Origin of the sequence: Flavobacterium sp., from assembly GCF_965277525.1 — a bacterium.
In the GTDB taxonomy this organism is placed as follows: Bacteria; Bacteroidota; Bacteroidia; order Flavobacteriales; family Flavobacteriaceae; genus Flavobacterium.
Map to the genome: position 1 here is coordinate 118726 of NZ_CBDIDC010000011.1, position 24256 is coordinate 142981.

A 24256-nucleotide genomic window follows, 5' to 3' on the forward strand; every position below is an offset into this window, starting at 1 on the left:
ACTAACTATGAAAACCAAACTCATTTATTTTCTATTTTTCTTTTTTCCCATGCTGGTGATGACAGCACAGGAAACAGGAATTAAGGGAACGGTAATTTCGTCTGATGACGGAATGCCACTTCCGGGAGCCACTGTTGTTATTTCCGGAACCCAAACCAGTACCGTAACAGATTTTGACGGGAATTTCTCTTTTCAAAATGTAGCTGACAATGCCAAGATTGTTGTTTCATTTATCGGATACAGCCCACAATCGATTGAATTAAAAGGACAAAAAACATTCAACATTACTTTAAGAGTAGATAACAATCAGTTGAATGAAGTGGTTGTAACCGGATATTCCAAACAAAAGAAAACTGATATTACAGGAGCCGTTGCAGTTGTAAACATGAAGGAAGTCATGAAGCAACCGGAACCTAACCCAATAAAAGCACTGCAAGGAAGAGTGGCGGGGGTGAAAATTTCGTCTGATGGTTCTCCAAGTGGAGCCAACACAAAAGTAGTGATTCGTGGAGTAGGAACTTTAAACAACACAGATCCTTTGTATGTAATTGACGGAATGCCAACAAAATCCGGAATGCACGAATTAAATCCAAATGACATTGAAACCATTCAGGTTTTAAAAGATGCTTCTTCGGCAAGTATTTATGGTTCCCGCGCGTCAAACGGAGTTATTATCATCACGACCAAAAAAGGCAAAGAAGGTAAAATGAGAATCAATTTTAGTACTTATAGTTCTTTTTCGAATTATTCAAAAAAGCTGGACGTCCTCAATGCCAATCAATTTGGTCAGGCTTTGTGGCAGGCGAATATCAACGACGGATTAAATCCAAATAATAATAATTTACGTTACCAATTTGACTGGTCGGTAAATAACAACAAACCACAATTGAACCAGGTTTTGATTCCTGAATATCTGGATGCTGCTAAAACACTAAAGTCTTCAGATACCAATTGGTACGATGCAGTTTCGCAAACCGGAGTAGCAAATTCTTATGATTTATCCGTTTCAAATGCGTCAGATAAAGGAAATTATGTTTTTTCATTGGGCTATTATGGAAATGAAGGGGTTGTAAAAACGACTGACTTTGAAAGAATTTCTGCCAGAATGAACGGCTCTTATAAATATTTTGAGGGAAAATTGGTGATTGGAGAAAATTTCTCGATGACCCGTACCAGCGAAGTCACAGATCCGGGAGTTTTAGATCCTGCGCTTCGTGCTTTGCCGATAATTCCGGTACATACCGTTGACGGAAAAGGCTGGGGAGGACCCGTTGGCGGAATGAACGACAGGCAAAATCCGGTTAGGCTTCTGGAATATAACAAAGACAATAAATACGATTATTTGCGTCTTTTCGGAAATATGTATGCTGATTTAGAGATCATCAAAAACCTGCACATCAAAAGTAGTTTTGGTATCGATTACGGCTCTTATAAGAAAAGAACCCTTCAAAGAAGTTACCAATCCGGTTATTTGCAAAACAATCAGTCATCCGTTACAATTGACCAGTCGGTAAGTGATAAATGGACCTGGACGAATACTGCAATTTACAGTTTGAATTTCGGAAAAAGTAATCTGAATGTAATGGCAGGAACAGAGATGTACAAAGATGTTTATGATACCACAACCTTACGTAAAAATGACTTTTTAATCGAAACTCCTGATTACATGTATCCGGATGCAGGAACGGGAGAGTCTTTTACAAGCGGAACATCAACAGTGTATTCATTGCTTTCGTACTTTGGAAAAGTAGATTATGAATTTGATAATCGTTATTTACTTTCGGGTACTATTCGTCGTGACGGATCGTCTCGTTTTGGTAAAAACAATCAATTCGGAACCTTTCCCGCAGTTTCGGCAGGATGGAGAATAAGCAATGAAGATTTCATCAAAAATAATGCACCTGTTTTTTCTGATTTAAAATTAAGAGCAGGATGGGGACAAACCGGAAATCAGGAAATCAGCAATACTGCTGTTTACAGTTTGTATTTGGCAAGTTACGCAGGCGGAAGTCCAACCTGGGCCACTTCGTTTGGTACGGCGTATGACATTGCAGGAAACGGAAACGGTTTACTTCCGTCAGGTTTTATTGCAACGCAGTCCGGAAATGATAATTTAAAATGGGAAACCACTACACAAACCAACATAGGTTTAGATTTTGGATTATTCAAACAAAAATTAAGCGGTTCGGTTGATTATTACATCAAAAAAACAGATGATATTTTAGTTTTGCCACCTTATTTGGGCGTAATTGGCGAAGGCGGAAATCGCTGGGTAAACGGCGCTTCGATGCAAAACGAAGGATGGGAAGTTACTTTAGGCTACCACGATGAAACCTCATTTGGACTAAAATATGATATTTCGGCCAATGTTTCAGCGAACAAAAACAAGATTACAAAATTACCGGATGAAGTACGTAACAATTACGGAGGAGACGGATTGAACGACAATATTTTGGGTCGACCAATTAATTCTATGTATGGCTATGTTACTGACGGATTATTTCAAAACCAGAATGAAGTAGACAACTCGGCCATTCAGGAAGGAAAAGGCCTTGGAAGGATTCGCTACAAAGATTTAAACGGTGACGGAGTGATTACAGATAAAGACCGTACCTGGATAGGAAATCCAAATCCGGGATTGACTTATGGATTTAATCTGGGATTAGGATATAAAAACTGGGATTTCACCACTTTCTGGGAAGGAGCAAGTGATGTTGATGTCATTAATACTACCAAATACCAAACGGATTTTTGGAGTGTAGATGATGTAGGTTCAAATAAAGGGACACGTTTATTAAATGCCTGGTCTGTCGATAATCCCAATTCGACTATTCCGGCTCTTACAACTGTAGACAGAAATGCAGAATCCCGATTTTCGACTTATTATGTAGAAAACGGAAACTATCTTAAACTTCGTGTTTTGCAGGTAGGATACAGCTTGCCAAAAGAGGTATTGAAAAAAATGAATTTCGACAGCTTTAGATTGTACATCAGCGGACAAAATTTATTGATCATTGATGCTAAGAATTTTACTGGCGTAGATCCTGAAAACGCAGGATTTGGATATCCGCAGCCTACCACTTTTACGGCTGGTCTTAATTTTACATTATAATAAAAGTTTAAATCTGAAAAAATGAAAAAAATACTATATATAACAGGGTTTTTAGTTCTTGGCATGTTGGGTTCCTGTTCTGATTTTCTGGAAAATAATCCTCGCGGCGTACTCTCAGAAGAAGATATTGTGACACCACAATCAGTAGAAGGATTTATGAATGCGGCCTATGCACAATTAGGGAACGATCATTACGATTCACCTTACAGTTTATGGCCTTTTGGCAATGTGCGTTCTGATGATGCGTACAAGGGCGGAAGCGGAACTAACGATATTCAGGATTTCCATTTTTTCGAAGTTTCTAATAATATCCGACCTGATTTTGGCGAATTAGACAATTTCTGGTACATCAGTTATGTTGGAGTTTCCAGAGCCAATAAAGCTTTGAAAGCATTAGAGCAAATTTCAGAAGCCGATTATCCGTTGAAGAAAATACGTATGGCCGAAATGCGTTTCTTAAGAGGGCATTTTTACTTTATGCTGAAAATTATGTTCCGAAATGTTCCTTACATCACAGAAGATATTCCGGTTGAGAATTACAAAACGATTTCAAACAAAGCTCTTTCAAACGAAGATCTTTGGAACAAAATTGCAGAAGATTTTCAGGCAGCGGCCGATGCTTTACCGGAAACACAGCCGCAAGTGGGGCGTGCTACCCAAAAAGCGGCTTACGCCTATTTGGCCAAAACACGTTTGTACCAGGCCTATACGCAAGATGAAACCTATAAAGTTACCGGAATCAGCCAGCAGCATTTGCAGGAAGTAATTGCAGCCACAGATAAAGTAATGGGGAAAGCAAGTCTGGAACCTGATTTTGCTAATAACTTTTTACCCGGCAATTTTGAAAACGGAGCAGAATCGATCTTTTCAATTCAGTTTTCAGACAACGACGGAACGTTATACGGAAGATTAAATTTCTCTGATGTACTTTCGACTCCGCAAGGCTTAGGATGCTGCGATTTTCATAAACCAAGTCAAAATTTAGTAAATGCTTTTAAAACAGGTGCGAATGGCTTACCGGAATTTGATACGTACAACAATCAGGATTTCGATTATAAAAATATAAACGCGACTACAGTCGATCCAAGATTGTATCATACTGTTGCAATGCCAGGCTTGCCTTATAAGTATGATCCTGAATTTCTGTATGTAGAGGCATGGGTACGATCGCCGGGAACGTACGGTTATTTTGCTTCACTAAAAGAAAATGTAGCACCAAGTTGCAGTTGCGTAGTCAATATTGACCCATTTTACGGAAACTCAAAAAACAGAATCCAGATTCGTTATGCCGATGTGATTTTGATGCGTGCTGAAGCCCTGATTGAATTAGGAAGACAATCAGAAGCTTTGCCATTAATCAATCAGATTAGAGAACGTGCGGCACAAAGTACAGGAAGACTGCCGTATGTAAAAAACTTTAAAATCAATACGTATGTAGACGGAAGCAACTGCAACTGGACACAGGATTTTGCACGCAAAGCCTTGCGTTGGGAACGTCGTTTAGAATTGGCTATGGAAGGAAATCGTTTCTTTGATTTAGTGCGTTGGGGCGTTACGGATGAAGTACTGAATAAATTTTATAATGAAGAAAAAACAAAGCGTACCTATTATCAGGATGCATTCTTTGATGCCCATAAAGAAGAGTATTGTCCAATTCCGTTAAAGCAAATTAATTTCAGCCAGGGATTGTACAAGCAAAACCCAGGTTATTAATTTTTTGTGAAACAATAAAGAGGTTGAAAAGTATTGTTGTATCTTACAATAACGTAAAAATGAATTTAAGAAATCCTATTTGCGAAAGAGATAAAAATAAAGAGTAGTGATCACAAGGTGAGGGTTTTGTTGATTTTAACCTTCAGATTAGACCACCGGAATAACATTAATATAAAAATAATTTTTAGCATGAATAACGGAAAAAACCTAAAAGCTGTAGCTTACGGAGAAGTGCTTTGGGATGTTTTTGCCAATGAAAAAAAGATTGGTGGCGCACCATTAAATGTAGCTTTACGCATGAAAACACTAGGTTGCGACGTAGCCATGATTAGCTGTGTAGGAAATGACGAAGACGGAAAGGCCATTATCAGTGAGGTAAAAAGTATGGGACTTGAAACGAATGCCATTATGCAATCAGAAAATTTTCCAACCGGATTGGTAAATGTTACCTTAAACGATCGTGGTTCGGCTACTTACGAAATTACGTATCCATCCGCCTGGGATAAAATCGAATTGAATGATTTGGCTAAAAAATTAGTTGCCAATGCCGATGTTTTGATCTACGGCAGTTTAGTGTGCAGAGACGAAGTATCCAGAAAATCGCTGGAAGAATTGTTGCAAACCAAAATTTATAAGGTTTTTGATGTCAATTTAAGAAAACCACATTACTCTTATGAAATTCTGGAGCAACTCCTACAGTCAGCTGATTTTATCAAGTTTAATGACGAAGAATTACTGGAAATTGCCGCAGCAATGCAGTCTCCTTTTACTGATTTAGAAGAGAATATGCATTTTATTGCAGAAAAAACACAGGCAACTGCTATGTGCGTGACCAAAGGAAAACACGGCGCTTCGCTAATGTGGAAAGGACAACTCTATCATAACGATGGTTATCCCGTTGAAGTCGCAGATACAGTAGGGGCAGGCGACTCTTTTTTAGCAGCGTTGATTACTTCATTGCTTACCGGAAAAGAACCTCAAACGGCAATTGATTTTGCTTGCGCTATTGGTGCTTTGGTTGCTGCTTCTCCGGGAGCAAATCCGGTAATTGAGACATCTAAAATTGAAGATTTGATGCTGAAGGTATAATACAATTAGTCCTGAATAATAAGGCATTCGTCATAAACGAATGCCTTTTTTTTGTTTAAAATAAAAATGATATTCCTATTGGACTATTTTTTTAGTTCTATTGTGCCATTTATTCTTACCTAATTCGAAGAGAAGTGACGTTTTGAATTTATAAAGCAATAATAAACTGCCTATAAGTAAATTTTTCTTCACGCATTTTTTTTTAAATCCGGGGTTTATATTTATTTTAAAAAAAACAGGGATACGCCAAAATTCTTAATTAAAAATCAATGCTTTAAAAAAAGTAAGAAAATATGTCTTTTTATGGTTTTATTTAACGGATTAATTTCGTTATTCTCAAACTATGATTTTTGTCATATTTTGCATAAACTATGATTTGAAAAAATATTTATTTGTTAACTTTTTTATGTTTATAAATTTTTAAATATTTTATTATCAGTTTATTAAGTGCTATTTTTTGTAAACTTTTTTCATTTCATTTTTTTTAGAGTGTATTTGTTTTTAGATTTACCACTCATTAAACATTTCAAAAAATAGCATTATTATGGATGAATTAACAGCAACAAAAACCGGCACAATTACCTATACTCAGGAAGAAGCGATCAAGGCTTCTTTAGAATATTTTAAAGGAGATAGTCTTGCGGCAACAGTTTGGGTAAGCAAGTACGCTCTTAAGGATTCTCAGGGAACTATTTTTGAAAAATCGCCTGATGATATGCACCATCGTATTGCGGGTGAAATTGCCCGAATCGAAAAAAAATATGCAAATCCGCTACACGAAGAAGACGTTTTTAATCTGATCAAAGATTTTAAATATCTCGTACCACAAGGAAGTCCGATGACCGGAATTGGTAACCCTTTTCAGGTCGCGTCATTATCCAATTGTTTTGTAATTGGCAATGATAATTCTGATTCTTATGGCGGAATCATGAAAACAGATCAGGAACAAGTGCAGCTGATGAAACGACGAGGAGGAGTGGGACATGATTTGTCGCACATTCGTCCCAAAGGTTCTCCGGTAAAAAATTCAGCTTTGACTTCTACAGGACTGGTTCCTTTTATGGAGCGTTATTCCAATTCGACCCGTGAGGTAGCACAAGATGGCCGAAGAGGCGCGTTGATGCTTTCGGTATCAGTGAACCATCCTGATGCAGCTGATTTTATTGATGCCAAAATGGATCAGGGAAAAGTTACGGGAGCCAATGTATCTGTTCGAATTGATGACCTCTTTATGAAAGCTGTAAAAGCCGATGCTTTATACGAACAGCAATATCCAATATTTAGCGACAATCCGTTATATTCTAAAGTTATTAAAGCAAAAGAACTTTGGAACAAAATTATTCATAATGCCTGGAAATCAGCAGAACCGGGAATTTTATTCTGGGATACAATTATCAATGAGTCATTGCCGGATTGTTATGCTGATCTGGGATACAAAACATTATCGACGAATCCGTGTGGCGAAATTCCGCTTTGTGCTTATGACTCTTGCCGTCTGTTGGCCATCAACTTATTTTCGTATGTCAATACACCATTTACTAAAAAAGCTTCTTTTGATTTTGAACTTTTCAAAAAGCATGTTGCCGCAGCGCAAAGAATAATGGACGATATCATTGATCTCGAACTGGAAAAAATTGACGCCATATTAGCAAAAATCAATCAGGATCCGGAAAGTGATGAAGTAAAAATGGTAGAAAAAAATCTATGGCTTAACATCAGACATAAAGCAAACGAAGGACGTCGTACCGGAATTGGTATTACAGCCGAAGGAGATATGCTGGCAGCATTAGGTTTGCGTTACGGAAGTGAAGAAGGTATTTTATTTGCCGAAAAAATACAAAAAATACTCGCCATAGAAGCCTACAGAGGATCGGTAAATTTGGCAAAAGAACGTGGAATGTTTGCTATTTATGATGCTGAAAGAGAAAAAAATAATCCATTTGTATTACGATTAAAAGAAGCGGATAGTGAATTGTATGATGAAATGCAGCAACACGGACGCCGAAATATTGCTTTATTGACAATTGCACCAACCGGAACAACAAGTTTAATGACCCAAACAACATCTGGGATAGAACCTGTATTCCTGCCCGTATATAAACGCAGAAGAAAAGTAAACCCAAACGATAAAGATACCCGCGTTGATTTTGTAGATGAAATAGGAGACAGTTGGGAAGAATATGTTGTGTTTCATCACAGGTTTAAAGAATGGATGGTGATAAATGGCCATGATGTTTCTAAAAATTACAGTCAGGAAGAAATTGATGCCTTAGTAGAAAAATCACCGTATTATAAAGCGACGAGTAACGATATTGACTGGCTGAGCAAAGTAAAAATGCAGGGCAAAATACAGAAATGGGTCGATCACTCTATCTCTGTAACGATTAATGTACCCAATGAAACACCGGAAGAGATGGTCAACAAATTGTACATGGAAGCCTGGGAAGCCGGATGTAAAGGCGTTACGGTATATCGTGATGGCTCGCGTTCGGGCGTATTGATTGCCAATACAGAAAAGAAAGCAGAACTTGCAGAAAGACAAACCACTACTTTTTCGGTCAAAAGGCCTCAGGTACTAGAGGCTGATGTAGTTCGTTTTCAGAACAGTAAAGACAAATGGATTGCCTTTATCGGATTACTGGATGGCAGGCCGTATGAAATTTTTACCGGCTTGGTAGATGACGAAGATGGTATCATGATTCCGCGTTGGGTTTCCGAGGGATTAATTATCAAAAATAAAAATGAAGACGGTAGTCGTTATGACTTTCAGTACAAAAATACAAGAGGATATAAGACGACGATCGAAGGACTTTCGCATAAATTTAATCCGGAATACTGGAACTATGCCAAGTTGATTTCAAGTACCCTAAGACACGGGATGCCTATCGATAAAGTAGTCGATTTGATTAGCAGCCTGCAATTAGACGGCGAATCTATCAACACCTGGAAAAATGGAGTAGCACGTGCCTTAAAACGCTATATTGTTGACGGAACAGAAGTCAGCGGACAGAAATGCAGTAATTGCAACTCGAGTAACCTTATTTATCAGGAAGGCTGTCTTACGTGTAGCGATTGCGGTTCTTCGAAATGCGGTTAATATTAAGGGTGAATTCCCGAATTTTTAAATAAATCGAATGATAACTGTAAAGAATTTTGCAAGTATTGTTTTTGTCCTGAATTGGGTAATCAGATCGTCAAAAAAAGATAAAATATCTGTCGTTTACTACCGATTTTCATATTCAACCGGAACAAAAATGGGAGATGCAGACGATTTTTAGGCTTAAGCCTATATAGGCAAAGTAGAGTTTAATCAGGATGGGACTATTAAAGAAGTTATTTCACACTAATTTATGTAAACACAATTAAAAATTTACAGTATTAATTTTTAGATATAATAAGGGCTGTTTCTACTCAAAGAAACAGCCCTTATTTTTTATATTAACCTTAAAAACAGGGGCAATCAGCGAAAAAGTATAGCAGCGAAATCACCATTCAAAAAGAACGAAAAATAAGTGAAAATTTACATTTTAGATTTAATTACAACTTTTAGTTATATTCTATAAGGGGCTTTGTAAGAAAAAAAAACAAGATATGCGTAATATTGTGGAGACGAAATATTGTTTTAAAATTAATTATTAAAAATAGTATCCAATTGTTTTTATTTTAATTCTTCACAGCAATCAATTCATGTTTTTTTTAAATAATCCCAAATTATTATGTTTTTTACCCTTACTCATGATCAGGTCCAGTTTCAGTATGGATCAAATCGATGGCAATACCGTTTTAGCGAAATTGTCGAACTTGGTTTACTCAAAAAAAAGAAGACCTACCTTCTTGAAAATAGTGCCTTTATTGCGGTAACCGCTTTGGCTTATTATTGTATGGTTTTCTCCAATTTAGCAGAGTTGTATTACATAGGACCTACCTTATTAGTTTATACAATTCTTATAATTTTGAGATTTCATAATGACATTGAATTTGAATATTATGTCATTGTGAGAGATATTTATAAAAGAGAAATCAAAGTAAAAATCAATGGCATAGATCGTCCTGTAATAGGAAAACAAATCGATCATTTCCTGAACCTCAATTTTGACAGATTGCTCCAGAAAACAAAACAAAAACTATAAAAAAACAAACGATGTTATTATTCGGAATTTCACTTTACGATTTAGTTTTGATGGCAGCCGCTATTTTATATGGTTTTATTATTACAACTAAAAAAAAATGAACACATACTACTTTATTAACCTACGATTGAAGTAGTATGATATTACAAACTAAAAAAGTATAGCTGTAATACTAAAAGTTTAATACCGGTCAGTTTTAGCTATACAAAATACCCCCATAAAATTATGACCTCTTCAATAAAAAATAAAATTAAAAGCATTAGAGAATTAAAAAATTATACGCAGGAATATATGGCAGATCAACTAGGAGTTACACAGGCAGGTTATAGCAAAATTGAAAAAGGAAAAACGATTCTTTCTTATGTAAAATTAGTCGAAATAGCCCGCATTCTGGAAGTTAGCGTAGAAGATGTTATTAGCTTTGACAGTCAGAGATATTTCAATAGCTTCAATAAAGTCAGAGGTAATAACAACGGAAGTATTCAGATTAACTCTGATAATAGTGCTACATTAAAGTTGCTTTATGAAGATAAAATAAAGCTTTTAGAAAAGTTATTAAGCAAAACAGAGGAAGAACTGTGTCGTTATAAAGATAAATTCGGACATCTTTAAAAACTTCTTTTGAATTAAAAATAAGAAGCGGGGTCGTAAAACCCCGCTTTTCAATATCATAAGATGTATTTATACTGTATGGTCATCTGTAACTGCTTCAGGAGCATTTTTCTTTACTGATTCGATTCCGTTTTCTCTTGCCGAAACACTTTCATACATTTCGCTTGATCCGATAATCTGACCATTGCTGGCTTTCAGATTAAAATAAGGTTTTCCGTTTTTGGCTTCTTTTTTCTCAAAACGACTATCATCCTGCGAATTGGTTTTTACAGATTCAATTCCGTTAGTACAAGCTGCTTTTGTAGTATAACCTTCGCTGGTCAGAATAGTCTGGCCATTACCTGCTTTTAAATTAAATTGGAATTCGCCATTGGCTCTTTTAGTAATTACAAATTTTCCCATGTAGTTTCTTATTAAGTTAAATATTAAATATTTTGCTACACATAAAATTACAAAACTTCATCCTATAAATCATACAAATACAGGGAATAATAATTGATTACCAGAAAAATACAAAAAACTATAAAGTGGTACGGTAGTAATAAATACAAGAATATTCTTATATTTACAGTCTAAAAGTATAAAGTCATGAAAAAGTTAGTATTGGTGTTGGTTGTTGCTGGTATGTTATGTTCTTGCAATTCTAAAAAGAAAGAAGAAACGATTCAGGCTCCCTCGAAAATAAATGATGTGGAGAGTACTGAAAAGACCTTAGGAAAAGTTACAGTTTATGAAGGTGTATTGCCTTGTGCTGATTGTGAAGGAATTGAAACGGTATTAAAAATCTATCAGGGTGATGGTACAATAGAAAGTCATACATTTGAATTGAGTACTGTTTATAAAGGTAAACATCCTGAGAAAAAGTTTGTAGAAAAAGGGAAATATAATGTCGAGAGAGGATTAGGAAATGATCCTGACGGAACAATTTATATACTGAATTATGACAAACCGGAATCAGCACAAACTTTTTACGGATATTCTGCCAAGAACCCTGATAAGGTCTTTTTATTAGATAATAAACGAGAAAAAATCAAATCAAAATTAAATTATGCTTTAACATTGAATGAATAAGATTGTTTTTTTTAATATAATAAAGAGCTAAAATTTGTTTTACAGATTTTAGCTTTTTTATTTTATATACTCACTTTTATAGAGAACCGTATTTTAATTTTCTCATCCCTTTTTACGTAATCTTTTGTAAACATTAAAAAAACAGATCAAAATTATAAGGTTGAAATTGCTGCTCCGGGATTCGACAAAAAAGATTTTAATGTTTTCTTTGATGTTTATTAATTTGTTTATTAAAAAAAAGCTGTCAATTTTTTGACAGCCTTTTATTTCTTATAACGGTTACAATTACTTAATCGTGATAGGCAACTCAACAGTTGTTTTATCCCATCCAATTACCAAATTGGCTACAGAACCCTGAGTCGTAAAAGCGATTGATAAAGCTTCAATTGGAGTAGAAACCGGTTTAGCAGGAACTGAAACTCTTGCAATATCTTTACTTTCATCATACGCGTAATTCCCCCACATGTCAAGTTCTTTATTGATGATAATAGTCCATTTGTCTTTTTCAGGAATAGCAAATAAGCTATACGTTCCAGCCGGAATATTTTTACCGTCAATTGTTACCGGTTTGTAGAATTTAATTTCTGTATTTTCGTTAGCGCCAACTCTCCAAACTTCACCAAACTTAATCAACTCACCAAAAATGTTACGTCCTTTTGCAGAAGGTCTTGAATATATAACCTTAATTAGCGGAGAAGGATTATCCGTTTTTTTGAATTTTACTGCTTTATTTGGAAAATAAGCAATATCAACCGGACTTGCATCAAGCGGAGCAAATTTTACTATTTCTTGTGCTTGAACCGTAAAGGCAGCAAATAAAGTAACTGCCAGTAAACTTAATTTTTTCATAGGATTACAATTTTTAGAATAACTACAAAGTAAGTTAATAATGAATAAAAATCATATCATTATTGTTTGTTTTTTGTTAATGAATTGATAATAGTTCTTACGTTTAATTTAAAATGATATAGAAAGTTTTCTGTTTTTTTTCTTATTTATCATTTTAGAGAAGAATAATTATTCTTTTTTCTTTTTGGCATACCAATCCTGCATGATATAAAAAGCTTTCTTTTTGTTTCCATCGTTTGAGAGGAGTCCTTTACGGTTGTATTCGTCCTGAATTCCCGGTAAAAGTCTTCTTGGTGATCTGAAATCTACCAGAATCCAGGGGCTTAAACCACTAAGATGAGGTATTTTTTCGATCATCTTTAAATTCTGAATGTATAAATATTCCTGGAATTCTTCTGTCCAGCGTTCATTTTTTGCGCCGTGTAAACCTTGTTTCGCATCTCCGCCAAATTCAGAAACAATTACAGGTTTGTTGTATTTGGTTTTCCAGAAGATTTTTTCAGCATTTTCAAGATTTCCGCCATACCAGCCCAAATATTGGTTGAATGAAATAATATCCAAATATTCGCCAATAGCGTCATTAATAGTGCCAAATCCGGCGCTGTCACTTTGAGTCAATAAAGCTGCACTGATTAATCGGGTATTGTCTAAAGATTTGGTATGATCGACTAAATTTTTGATAAAAGCATTTCTGGCATCAGAAATTGGAGTTTCGTTTGCCATCGACCAAATAATAATACAAGCTCTGTTTTTATCTCTGGTAATGGCTGCTGTCAATTGATCTTCAGCATTTTTATAGGTGTTTTTATTGGTGAATTCTACTGTCCAGTATACCGGGATTTCTTCCCAAACCATTAAACCCATTTTATCAGCCGTTCTGATGATGTTTTCGTTATGCGGATAATGTGCCAGACGAACGTAGTTACAACCCAGTTCTTTGGCCCAGTTTAGCAAGCGCAAAGCATCTTCTTCAGAGTTGGCGCGTCCGCCTTTTGCATTTTCTTCATGAATAGAAATACCACGTAAAAAGATTTCTTTTCCGTTTAGCAAAATTTTATCTTCTTTTGTTTCGATCGTTCTGAAACCAATATTGTCTTTTAGTTTTTCTCCATTAAAAGCGATGGTTACCTCATATAATTTTGGATTTTCAGGAGACCAGTATGAGATTTTTTTCGCCGGAATTTCAAAATTTACAATGCCATCAGCACCAACTTTTCCTTTGTAATTAATTTTCAATTCAGGAATCGAAACTGTTACCTGATTTTGTACTGCATTGAAATTGTTGATTTTAACAAATCCTGAAATCAAAGCGGCATTCCCTTTTTTAAGCTGAATGTTGTAATCTTCCACAAACGATTCATTCTCTTCAATTAAAGTCACGTCGCGCGTGATTCCGCCATAATTCCACCAATCCGTATTAATCGTCGGAACATCTTCTTTATGACGCGTATTGTCAACTTTAACCACCAAATAATTGTCTTTTGGTTTTATTATTGAAGTTATTTCATAATTAAAAGGCGTAAAACCACCTTCATGTCTTCTTAGTTTTTTCCCGTTCAGATAAACATCCGCTTTGTAATTAATGGCTCCGAAATAAACAAAAAGACGTTTTTTGTCTTTTAAATCATAATCGAAAGATTTCTTGAACCATACGTTTCCTTCGTAATATTTAAGTTCCGGAACCTGCGAGGTCCAATCGCCCGGAATGTTGATTTTAGGTGATTTATCAAAATCGTATTCTACTAATTCCTGTTTGTTTACGGCATGATAATTATTAAAAAAAGCAGCATTTGAAGGTCTTTCCTGTTTGTCGTATTCATCGTGATGAAAGCTGTAATAGCCAGTTTCATAAGGATCAACGATGTAATTCCAGACACCGTTTAGAGAAGTTGTCGTTCGGTTTGGAACATTCGAAATTAAATTTTGTGCCTGTCCGGTCAGGACAGTTAGTAATAGCAGGGTCAGTAGTTTTTTCATTCGTATAGTTATTTTTGGATCATTTTTATGTAGGGATAATTATTTGTCTTTGTTAGAGGAAGGATTTAATTCCTGTATGCTAAAATCCGAAAACCGCATCGCTTCATCTCTCATATCATCAATATCTTTCAAACTTCGATACATTCCCCATTTAGGTCTTATGAAAGAATTAGCGGCATAATTGGTTCCGGTTTTTGAGGTATAGGCAGCGCGAATGGTTTGAATATTGGGATTGTTGTAATCCATTAATACGCTTCCGTCGCTTACATTTTTTATTGTTAAAGCGTATGTTCCCTGAAGGCCAACCTTAATCGTTTCTGTAGCTTCAACCCAAGTTCCTTCAAACAGGGACATGTCTGCAGTTTGATATTTTGTCATTTTTGTAGTTTCATCATTTACATAAATGAGTTCTAATTTGTTTGTGCCATTAGGCATCTTTCTTAGAGTTAAAGTAAATAGAGGATGATCATCGTCACCATCGACTGCTTTAACCTGATGGATATGGGTAAAACCTGAAGTAGGTTTAAATCCTGCCGGAACTTTAAAACGCCATTTGTATTGCACAGTTTCGCCGGTTGTTCCCTTTAGATTATCGGGAGAAGGGGAATACGATTTTATTTCGACACGTTGCCGGTCTGTTTTGCCTTTTACAGGCTCATTATCCGGAGGCGTGTTGCTCACGTGCAAATGAAATTCAAAAACGAATTTTTTAAGATCATTATCAAAAACCTCCGTAATATGTCGTCCAAAACCCGGATGAATAGCATCCGGAGCCTCTACAGCACCCAATGCTACAGTTGGTGTCAGAACACTCGATATTAATTCGTAAGTTCCCACTCCGCCTGGGCCATCTGCATTTAAGGTTACTTGTGCCTTGCAGGTAAAACTAGCCAATAAAGTAATTCCGTAGAAGATGGTGTTTTTCATAATTGATAATTTTTATTATTTCGGGCAGATTTATTCTCATTTATGTCATTTCGACGCAGGAGAAATCTCCGTAAGTAACGCCGCAACGAAAGTCTAATCTTTCTTCTCGTGAAGATTTCCCCCTTCGCTCGAAATGACAAACTAAATTTCAATTAGGATGATAAAAAATCTGCTTAAATCGTTTTAATCTTCCTAATCAGTGGCAAAAAACTTTGCGGTTAAGTTGTCCAACCATCAATTTATAATCTTCAAATACTCCCCTTTAAAACTCTGGTTCAAAGCCGTCATTTCAATCGGAGCACCTGATCCGTCCGGAACCACTTCGATAGAAGCTTTCCCGTTGGCCATTTTGATGGATTCACTTCCGGTTGGAGTTCCCTGACTTTTCATGGTTTTTCCACCTTTCAGACACTGAAAATAAACACTTTCCTCATAATCTAAACAACGTAAGTTATTATTATCAATTGCAATTGCGGTTACTAAATAATTTCCATTTTTTAGTTTTTCTGATGACAATTGCAAGGATGTTGCCGTGTCATTTTTGTTAAAACGGTAATTCACTTTTATCGTATCTGAAACCCTTTTTCCGTTTTTAGTTTCTCCAATTGCAATTAGAATATTTTCTCCTTTTGCAAAATTCACATCCCAAGTTAAGCCATTTGCAGGATATAGCGAAAGATTTCGTTGTTTTTCTCCAAGCGATTTCCCTTGATGATATAAAGTAACTTTCTCGCAATTACTAAAAACACTCAACGTTCTGGGCGTATTTTCAGGACCTTGGCGTTCTGTCCAGGTATGCGATTCGATATAGGTAAAAGGTTCATCGCTCCAGTAACTTTTAAAAACGTAATACGCATCTTTTGGGTTTCCGTTGCGATCTACCAATCCTTTCTGATTCATGTACGGAATATCATCTTCAGGTCGTAACGGTGTTGCAAAATCCTTAAACGCCCACTGAATATTACCCACAAACGTTGGATCATTCTCGGATATATGCAAATGCCAGTCAAATAAATCAACGATATAATTCTCGCTCCAATCGCCAATTTGCGCAATATTCGCCACTTTGGTTTGTACAATGGCTTCTTCCCAACCTTCGGATTTTATAATGTTTTCACCCGTAATTGGGTTTTCGCTATGACGCCCTACATGACTATCGCCTCCATATTCAGCATGAATAAAATGTTTGTATTCTTTTTTATAAACGTCAATTGCTTTTTGGTAGTTTTTATAACTTCCGGAGTACCAGCCTGACCAGATCGAAGGGGAGAAGACATCGACAATTTGTGAACCTTCATAATATTTTCTAATCGCCGTTTTTCGCGTTGGATCCATTTTGTGGGCGATGTCGTTTAGTTGCGTCAGAAATACATTCATTTTTTTAGTATTATCTCCGTCAGGAAAATCGGGCAGCCAATTCATTTCGTTACCCAATGACCAGATAATGATACTGGGATGATTGTAGTTTTGATTGATGATTTCGGCCAGCATATTTTTAGTATTGGTTTGCCAGAGTTCATCACCAATTCCGCCACGGCACCAAGGCAATTCATCCCAAACCAATAAACCCAGTTCATCGCAGGCTTTGTAGATTTCAGGATCTTGCGGATAATGCGCCAAACGAACAAAGTTAGCGCCCATTTTTTTTATTGATTCCATATCCGCGCGATGTTGTGCATTGCTCATTGCAGCCCCAACTCCCGCTTGTTCTTCATGACGATGTGTACCACGAAGCAATAATCGTTTTCCGTTTAAGTAAAACGGACCATGATCTTTAAATTCAAACCATCTGAAACCTATTTTTTCGTTTAAGCTGTCTCTAACCTGGTTTTTCTCGGATAAAAAGACGGTAACTTCATATAAATTTGGTTTTTGAGTATCCCATAATTCAGGATTTTTCAGGTTTTCAAATTTGATCGTGATTGTTTTATCTGAAACTGGAATCGTTTTACTGGCAATTTTTTTTCCTTTTGGATTTTTAAGGATTATCGTTAACGATAAAGCTGCAGTATTATCAGGATTTAAGGTTGAAGCCACAATATGTAAAGAAGCTTTTTTAGCCGAAACTTCAGGAGTGGTAATTTTTAGGTTCTCAATATGATTTTTGTATTTAGACAGTAACCATACATCGCGGGTTATTCCGCCATAAATAAAGAAATCGCTTTTTTGAGACGGAATAATTTCAATATCATAACTGTTATCCACACGAACAAAAATGTCGTTGTTTCCTTCTTTAATAAAATTGGTAATATCAATTGTAAAACCAATGTAGCCGCCAATATGTCCGCCGGCTTCTTTACCGTTTACATATACTTTTGTGGTTACATTCGATCCTTCAAAATACAAATAATAACGCTGATTTTTATCGATAGAAGCAATGTTCAGCTTTTTTTGATACCAGCTGGCATCACGTCTGTAACCGGGATTGAGATCAGTTGCATCTTCGGCGTTCCAGGTATGGGGTAAATTTAGGGTAGTCCAATTTGTGGCTTTTTGTGCTTCGCTTAGACTTGAAGTATGATTTTCCAGATACTGCCAATTGTCATTGATATTCATTTTTGTCTGAGCAAAACTGCTGCTCAGACAAATTTGAAAAAAAACAAAAAGTGCAAAAATAGAAAATGTATTATTTTGATAATTCTTCATGTGTGTATAGGTTCAGAGGTACAAAGGCCCAAAGATTTCAAGGTTCATAAGTTCAAAGGCAAAAAAACTTTGTTGCTTTGTTACTTTGTTACTTTGCCACTTTTCTTAAAAGAGCTTCCAGGAAATAATAGTCGGCATAGATTATTGGTTCGTCGATTTCGTCGTGCTTTGGCCAGTTTCCTGTACTGTGACCGAATATAAAAGGCGCATTTATTTTTGGATCTAAAATGTATTTACCCGATTCTAAAGTCGCGATTACTTTATCGGCATAAGCCCGATACGTTTTGTTTTTAGTGTAACCGTACAATTCATACAAAGCAGAAGCCATAACGGTTGCGGCAGATACATCACGCGCTGAATTTGGAATACTTGGATCTTTAAAATCCCAATACGGAATGCCGTCTTCAGGCAGATCTTTATTGTTTATAAAAAATTGTGCTGTAGCTTCGGCTTGTTTTAGGTAAGCAGGATCTTTGGTATAGCGGTACGACATCGTAAATCCGTAAACTGCCCATCCTTGTCCGCGTGCCCAAATCGAATCATCATTATATCCCTGAAGCGTAGTTTTCCTTCTAACGGCTCCTGTTGCAGGATTATAATCAATAACGTGGTAGCAGCTATTATCTTCTCTAAATTGATTTTTAAGCGTTGTATTGGCGTGTTGAATCGCGATATCCTGATACTTTTTATTACCGGATAGTTTTGTGGCTTCAAAAAGCAATTCGAGATTCATCATGTTATCGATAATTACAGGATAATCCCAAATTTCCTTATTAAAATCCCAAGAACGGATTGCACCAACTTTTGCGTCAAAACGAGTGCATAAAGTTTCAGCTCCTTTGATGATAACGTCTTTGTATTCTTGTTTGTTTTCTACTTTTAATGCTTCGCCATAAGCACAATATACTTTGAAACCTACGTCATGAGAATTTCTGTTTACGCTTTCTTTTTTGCTAAAAGGCGTCCATTTTTCGGCTTGCTTTTTATATTCAGAGTTGCCTGTTAAGCGGTACAATTGCCAAAGATTTCCGGCAAAGAATCCGCTTGTCCAGTCTCTAGAAGGAACTTTTTTAATCTCATTTGTTTTGATGTTCATACTTCTGGGCAGCGACATCGAATCAACCGGATAGGCGAGTAACATTTTGTATCGGGTTTCCAGAAGATTGTCTGCTGCTGCAGCGGTATTTTTTGTGGTAGAATTAATCCCGGATTTGCATGCTGTTGCCAGCAATGCAAACCCCAGAATTAAAGCGAAATTACTAACTTTATTCATACTTATTAATTATTTTTATAATTAAAAATTGAGAATTAAAAATTAAAAATGTGTGTAAAATGGGCATGAAAAATTAAACACATAGTTATTGGAATAATTGCGATTTCAAAGATTTTTAATTTTTAATTCTAAATTTTTAATTTCATTCTGATATTTTAATACCCAGGATTATTCGGTTTTAAATTAGGATTGATCGCTAACTCAGTTCCCGGTAATGGAAATAAATAATCTTTTTCCGGATTAAAATTAGAGTGAGGTTCCAAACCATTAGGACCAAAAACTTCAGGTCCGTTTTTCAGTCTTTTGATATCGTACCATCTGATGTATTCAAAAGCCAGTTCTAATCTTCTTTCCTCAATCACCATTTTTCTAAAATCAGCCTGAGATAATCCCGGTGTGACATTTGCAGGAAACGAAACCAGTTTACCAGCTTTATTTCGGGCTCTGGCACGAACCCGGTTCACATAACCATCTGCTTCTGTAGTTCCCGGAGTAATTTCGTTTAAGGCTTCGGCGGCTGTTAGCAATACTTCGGCAAAACGCATGGTGATATAGTTGTGTTGGGAAGTTCTTCCGTTAGCACCTGCCTTTCCCGGAAAACGAAAATATTTGGCAATATGCGGACGTGGTGCTTTTTCGTTATCACTTGAAGGAAAAATTTGTAGAGCGCCGCCGGGACCTGTTTTCTTTCTGATAATAGTATCAAAACTTACTGCTCTTCTGTAATCTCTTTTATCCCAAGTGTTGAATACTTTAAGAGACGGAACAGCAACAGAAAATCCTTGTCCGTAACTATAACTGTCATCTTTGAGGGAACCGGTAAAAAATGCCGTATAATCCTGACCGTAATTTCCTGAAACTAAATTATTAAAGTCAATGGTAAATAAAGGTTCTTTTAAAGCAGCTGCTTTTGTGGCATTAAATAAATCCTGAAAATCGGCATCTAAACCTAAACCAAATTTTGCTTCATTTGTAATCACATATTTTGCTTCATCATAAGCTTTTTGATAGTTTCCTAAAGTCAGATAAACAGATGCCAGATAGCCTGCGGCTGTACCTTTTCCCGGAACTGCTTTTACTTTTGGTTTATCTTCCAGCCATTGTTTTGCAAATTCTAAGTCGGCTATGATTTTGGGATAAATTTCAGACTCTTTTGTTCGGGTTAATTTATCCACCTGAGAAACTTCATTTACAGGAAAATCAATATACGGAACATCTCCAAAAGTACGTACCAAATGATAGTAGGTAAATGCTCTTGCAAAATACGCCTGAGCTACAATGGCATTTACTTTTGCAGGATCTCCGGGCGTTTTTTTAGCTCCTGCAATCGCTTGATTTGCTGCGCCAATAATAATATAGGATTGTGGCCAGAAGTTAGCAACAAGTGCGTTAGTATCGTTCATACTCATGTCGTTTACATCAATACGGGCAGCCTGCGTCGTTCTGTCGCCAATATCGGCCATGTCATCGCGCAACATCAGGGCAATGGTAAATTCTCTTCCCCAGTAATTGTTATGGGCAATGTTGGCAAAAGCTCCATTTACAGCGGCCTGCAAATCGTCTGTATTATTGAAGAAGTTCTCAGGACGTATAGTTCCTACGGGATGTTCTTCTAAGTCGGAACATCCAAAAGCGAATATTCCCAAGAAAAGAAAAGCTATATATTTTTTCATAATAGTATTTTTTTAAACTAGAATTTTAAATTAAAACCAAAAGTGAAGGTTCTTACATTCGGATAACTTCCGTAATCCAGTCCTAAATTGGTATTACTTCTGGAATTGGTATCATTTAGGTAATTTACTTCAGGATCAGAACCCGGATAGTTGGTAATTGTCCATAAGTTTTGTGCACTGATGTAGAAACGAACTTTGCTCAATCCCATTTTTGAAACTACTTTATCGTCTAAACTATAGCCGATAGAAACATTTTTTAAGCGGATGTAACTTGCATCGTAAACAAATCTTGACGTCACTCTTTTGGTTCTTGCAGCATTTATAGGCACGTTTGTATCGGTGTGAGTTGGTGTCCAGGCATCCAGTACTTCAGTAGTGGCGTTGTTGTTTCCTGAAGCCAGTTCCATCAAAGTATAATTTAAAATTTGATTGCCCTCTGAACCCTGAAAGAATATATTGACGTCAATGTTTTTATACGTGAAATCATTATTAAACCCAAAAATGAAATCAGGATTTGGGTTTCCGATAATTGTCTTGTCATTAGAATCCAGTTTTCCGTCACCATTTACATCTTTGAATTTTTCTCCTCCCGCTATAGTTTCAAAATTCCCCGGAAGAACTGCTTCTCCTTGCTGAATTACACCATCATACACAAAACCGAAGAAAGAACCAACCGGTTGCCCAACTCTTAAAATCTGAGAGTCTGTAGCAAGGAAATGTCCGGGAGTAGAGTTGATCAAAAGATCTTTATTATCTGCCAATTTCAATATTTTATTCTTGTTAGAAGAAATATTAAAATTTGTTGACCAGGTAAAATCAGCACCAATAAAGTTTTTAGTATTAATACCCAATTCCCAGCCTTTGTTTTCTAATTCTCCAACATTTTGAAGCTGAGAAGCAATTCCTGAAACTCCCGGTAAAGGTCTGTTGAACAATAAATCTTTGGTAATGGTTTTATAATAATCAGCTGTAATATTGATTCTGTTGTCAAATAAACCCAGATCAATTCCGTAATCTTGCTGGTAAGAGGTTTCCCATTTTAAGTTAGGGTTATTTATGGCGGTAAGCTGAACGGCATTTACAATTACGTCACCACTTACATCATATACTTCAGAGAATTTAGAAAGCGTAGAGTAGGCATCAATAGAGGGATTTCCGGTTGCTCCGTAACTTGCTCTTAATTTCAGGTTAGAAACCGTTTTGCTGTCTTTTAAGAAGTTTTCTTTACTGATATTCCATCCAACTGCCCCGGAAGGAAAGGTTCCGTATTTGTAGTTTTCACTAAAACTTGAAGAACCGTCACGACGCGCTGTAAACGTAAATAAGTATTTGTCGTCATAATCAAAATTCAACCTTCCGAAAGCAGATATCAATTCCGTTTCAGACAAACTAGATTCTGGTTTTAAATACACTGTTCCGGCACCTAAATTATGGTAAGAATTGCTATTTGTTAAAAATCCTCTTGAAGCTGCGTAAGCGCGGTCATTTTTATTTTTTTGATAGGAGTAACCTCCAAGAACAGTCAAAATTCCTTTTTCTATAATCTCACGTTTAAAAGTTAAATAATTCTCTGAAAGGAAAGAAGAAAATTTGGTGTTGTTTATAGAAGCTTCTCCTTTGATGTTTTTTCCGGCAATTAAAGTCGACGGAATGTATCTTCCGGTTTGAGAATTATTGTCCGTTAGACCTAAAGTGGTTTTAAAGTTTAAATCCTTTGTAATTTGATACGAAGCAAAAAAGTTACTTCTGTTTACGGTTGAAACCGTTTCAAGAATATTTTCCATCGCTGTTGCATACGGATTATCAATATCGTCGCCAATTGGCGCCGTCGTAGTATAAGTTCCGTCAGCATTATAAATGCCTTTGTCCGGCATAAATCGGTATGCCGCCGCAATTACACCCGCAGCACCTGTTCCTCCGGCTCCGGTCTGGCTAATGATTCCTTGTTTGTTTTGTTTGCTTTGAAATACATTCAGACCAACTTTAAACTTGTCTGTTAAATCAGCTTCAAGGTTACTTACAATCGTATATTTATCGATTCCGGAATTTATTACCACTCCGTTTTGATTGAAATAGTTTCCTGAAACATAATACCTGATTTTATCAGAACCTCCTGAGAACGATAATGATGTATTCGAAATCATTCCTTCGCGGTAAATAACATCCTGCCAGTCTGTATTAGCGCCACCATCTGTATGGTTTGTAAAACTTTTTCGATATGCTACAAACTGTGGCCCATCTAATAAATCTAATTTATTGTTGACAGATTGTACTGAGGTAGAATTACTGAATTCGATTACCGGTTTTCCTGGTTTCCCTTTTTTGGTGGTCACCATGATCACCCCGTTTGAACCTCTTGATCCGTATATGGCTGTAACCGATGCATCTTTAAGTACTTCAATAGAAGCAATATCCTGAGGGGCCGGCATTGAAACTCCTGCAAAACCGTCAACAACGATAAGAGCATCACCGCTCGCATTGATAGAGGTTCCGCCACGAACCCTGATTTTTACCGGAGCACCCGGCTCACCACCATTATTGGATTGTACCGAAACCCCTGCCGCACGACCTTGTAAAGCCTGTTCTGCATTTAGCGTTGGGTAAGCCGTAAGTTCTTTTGCCGTAACAGAAGAAACTGATCCGGTAATGTCGCTCTTTTTACGGGTTCCGTAACCTACCACAATTACTTCGTCCAGATTTTTGGTATCCGGTTTTAAACTGATATTGACTACTGTTTTATTGCCCAGCGGAACTTCGACCGTTTGATATCCTACATAATTGAAAACTAAGACAGCGTTTTTTTCTGAAACGATGACACTGTAGTTTCCATCCATATCGGCAGATCCTCCAACAGAGGTTCCTTTGATATACACATTAGCACCAGGAAGTCCGAGTAAATCTTCACTGGAAGTGACTTTTCCGGTGACTTTTCTTTCCTGTGCATTCATAACGCTATTTACCAGTAAAAAAGCTACCAGCAAATACCATTTAAGCGATTTGAAATTTTGGTTTGTGAACATTCATTTTGGTTTTAGGTTATTGTTAGATAAAATAAAAAATCAATAAACTCATTCCTATTATGAGTAAAACAAATACAATTTGCAGTACAATGAATTTTGTTTTCTTGATCTTCATAGGAGCAAATATATGTGCGGCTAATGATATAGAAATACAAAAAAGGGTA

At 36.4% G+C, this 24256-nt stretch carries 16 protein-coding genes; 8 read left to right on the forward strand and 8 right to left on the reverse strand.

The genetic code is table 11. The features are described 5' to 3' along the window. Window positions 1–7: 7 nt before the first annotated feature. The 7 genes from ACQY44_RS21510 to ACQY44_RS21540 all read left to right on the forward strand — a co-directional run bounded on the left by ACQY44_RS21510 (window position 8) and on the right by ACQY44_RS21540 (window position 10656). A complete protein-coding gene (locus tag ACQY44_RS21510; protein ID WP_428232324.1) occupies window positions 8–3112 on the forward strand; it encodes a SusC/RagA family TonB-linked outer membrane protein in 3105 nt (1034 codons plus the stop codon). 21 nt (window positions 3113–3133) lie between these two features. Beyond that, window positions 3134–4825, forward strand: coding sequence for a RagB/SusD family nutrient uptake outer membrane protein (locus tag ACQY44_RS21515; protein WP_428232325.1), 1692 nt, complete (start codon window positions 3134–3136; stop codon window positions 4823–4825). Between the two features lie 189 nt (window positions 4826–5014). Next, window positions 5015–5914 (forward strand): carbohydrate kinase family protein, encoded by a 900-nt coding sequence (locus ACQY44_RS21520; RefSeq protein WP_428232326.1) that lies wholly within the window; start codon window positions 5015–5017, stop codon window positions 5912–5914. A gap of 544 nt (window positions 5915–6458) precedes the next feature. After that, the gene (locus tag ACQY44_RS21525; protein ID WP_428232327.1) at window positions 6459–9011 is read left to right on the forward strand and encodes an adenosylcobalamin-dependent ribonucleoside-diphosphate reductase; all 2553 of its coding nucleotides are present in this window, start codon (window positions 6459–6461) and stop codon (window positions 9009–9011) included. A gap of 37 nt (window positions 9012–9048) precedes the next feature. Next, the gene (locus ACQY44_RS21530; protein WP_428232328.1) at window positions 9049–9192 is read left to right on the forward strand and encodes a hypothetical protein; all 144 of its coding nucleotides are present in this window, start codon (window positions 9049–9051) and stop codon (window positions 9190–9192) included. A gap of 438 nt (window positions 9193–9630) precedes the next feature. Beyond that, window positions 9631–10044, forward strand: a complete 414-nt coding sequence (locus ACQY44_RS21535; protein WP_428232329.1) for a hypothetical protein — start codon at window positions 9631–9633, stop codon at window positions 10042–10044. Window positions 10045–10269: 225 nt separating this feature from the next. Beyond that, window positions 10270–10656, forward strand: coding sequence for a helix-turn-helix transcriptional regulator (locus ACQY44_RS21540; protein ID WP_428232330.1), 387 nt, complete (start codon window positions 10270–10272; stop codon window positions 10654–10656). 69 nt (window positions 10657–10725) lie between these two features. Here ACQY44_RS21540 and ACQY44_RS21545 read toward each other — a convergent pair whose 3' ends face one another. Further along, complete coding sequence (locus ACQY44_RS21545; protein ID WP_428232331.1) at window positions 10726–11058, reverse strand: YegP family protein; 333 nt, start codon at window positions 11056–11058, stop codon at window positions 10726–10728. Window positions 11059–11244: 186 nt separating this feature from the next. Here ACQY44_RS21545 and ACQY44_RS21550 point away from each other — a divergent pair, with 186 nt between their 5' ends. Beyond that, window positions 11245–11727, forward strand: a complete 483-nt coding sequence (locus ACQY44_RS21550; RefSeq protein ID WP_428232332.1) for a copper resistance protein NlpE — start codon at window positions 11245–11247, stop codon at window positions 11725–11727. Window positions 11728–12012: 285 nt separating this feature from the next. On the opposite strand, the gene ACQY44_RS21555 is transcribed toward ACQY44_RS21550, so the two are convergent. From ACQY44_RS21555 to ACQY44_RS21585, 7 genes are all read right to left on the reverse strand, one after another. Next, on the reverse strand, window positions 12013–12576 hold the full coding sequence (locus tag ACQY44_RS21555; protein WP_428232333.1) for a DUF2911 domain-containing protein: 564 nt from the start codon (window positions 12574–12576) through the stop codon (window positions 12013–12015). Between the two features lie 168 nt (window positions 12577–12744). After that, entirely contained in the window at window positions 12745–14553 is a 1809-nt protein-coding gene (locus ACQY44_RS21560) for a glycoside hydrolase family 2 protein (RefSeq protein ID WP_428232334.1), read from the reverse strand. Window positions 14554–14592: 39 nt separating this feature from the next. Next, window positions 14593–15480, reverse strand: coding sequence for a T9SS type A sorting domain-containing protein (locus tag ACQY44_RS21565; RefSeq protein ID WP_428232335.1), 888 nt, complete (start codon window positions 15478–15480; stop codon window positions 14593–14595). Window positions 15481–15714: 234 nt separating this feature from the next. Continuing rightward, window positions 15715–18126 carry a glycoside hydrolase family 2 protein gene (locus tag ACQY44_RS21570; RefSeq protein ID WP_428232336.1) on the reverse strand — a complete coding sequence of 804 codons (2412 nt, stop codon included), beginning with the start codon at window positions 18124–18126 and terminating at the stop codon, window positions 15715–15717. Window positions 18127–18214: 88 nt separating this feature from the next. Next, window positions 18215–19399, reverse strand: coding sequence for a glycoside hydrolase family 88 protein (locus ACQY44_RS21575; protein WP_428232337.1), 1185 nt, complete (start codon window positions 19397–19399; stop codon window positions 18215–18217). A gap of 155 nt (window positions 19400–19554) precedes the next feature. Further along, on the reverse strand, window positions 19555–21072 hold the full coding sequence (locus ACQY44_RS21580) for a RagB/SusD family nutrient uptake outer membrane protein (protein WP_428232338.1): 1518 nt from the start codon (window positions 21070–21072) through the stop codon (window positions 19555–19557). A gap of 17 nt (window positions 21073–21089) precedes the next feature. Beyond that, on the reverse strand, window positions 21090–24092 hold the full coding sequence (locus tag ACQY44_RS21585; protein ID WP_428232339.1) for a SusC/RagA family TonB-linked outer membrane protein: 3003 nt from the start codon (window positions 24090–24092) through the stop codon (window positions 21090–21092). Window positions 24093–24256: the final 164 nt, after the last annotated feature.

Coding starts and splice junctions, on each gene's coding strand:
- ACQY44_RS21510 (WP_428232324.1), top strand. CDS start 8: ATGAAAACCAAACTCATTTATTTTCTATTTTTCTTTTTTCCCATGCTG.
- ACQY44_RS21515 (WP_428232325.1), top strand. CDS start 3,134: ATGAAAAAAATACTATATATAACAGGGTTTTTAGTTCTTGGCATGTTG.
- ACQY44_RS21520 (WP_428232326.1), top strand. CDS start 5,015: ATGAATAACGGAAAAAACCTAAAAGCTGTAGCTTACGGAGAAGTGCTT.
- ACQY44_RS21525 (WP_428232327.1), top strand. CDS start 6,459: ATGGATGAATTAACAGCAACAAAAACCGGCACAATTACCTATACTCAG.
- ACQY44_RS21530 (WP_428232328.1), top strand. CDS start 9,049: ATGATAACTGTAAAGAATTTTGCAAGTATTGTTTTTGTCCTGAATTGG.
- ACQY44_RS21535 (WP_428232329.1), top strand. CDS start 9,631: ATGTTTTTTACCCTTACTCATGATCAGGTCCAGTTTCAGTATGGATCA.
- ACQY44_RS21540 (WP_428232330.1), top strand. CDS start 10,270: ATGACCTCTTCAATAAAAAATAAAATTAAAAGCATTAGAGAATTAAAA.
- ACQY44_RS21545 (WP_428232331.1), bottom strand. CDS start 11,058: ATGGGAAAATTTGTAATTACTAAAAGAGCCAATGGCGAATTCCAATTT.
- ACQY44_RS21550 (WP_428232332.1), top strand. CDS start 11,245: ATGAAAAAGTTAGTATTGGTGTTGGTTGTTGCTGGTATGTTATGTTCT.
- ACQY44_RS21555 (WP_428232333.1), bottom strand. CDS start 12,576: ATGAAAAAATTAAGTTTACTGGCAGTTACTTTATTTGCTGCCTTTACG.
- ACQY44_RS21560 (WP_428232334.1), bottom strand. CDS start 14,553: ATGAAAAAACTACTGACCCTGCTATTACTAACTGTCCTGACCGGACAG.
- ACQY44_RS21565 (WP_428232335.1), bottom strand. CDS start 15,480: ATGAAAAACACCATCTTCTACGGAATTACTTTATTGGCTAGTTTTACC.
- ACQY44_RS21570 (WP_428232336.1), bottom strand. CDS start 18,126: ATGAAGAATTATCAAAATAATACATTTTCTATTTTTGCACTTTTTGTT.
- ACQY44_RS21575 (WP_428232337.1), bottom strand. CDS start 19,399: ATGAATAAAGTTAGTAATTTCGCTTTAATTCTGGGGTTTGCATTGCTG.
- ACQY44_RS21580 (WP_428232338.1), bottom strand. CDS start 21,072: ATGAAAAAATATATAGCTTTTCTTTTCTTGGGAATATTCGCTTTTGGA.
- ACQY44_RS21585 (WP_428232339.1), bottom strand. CDS start 24,092: ATGTTCACAAACCAAAATTTCAAATCGCTTAAATGGTATTTGCTGGTA.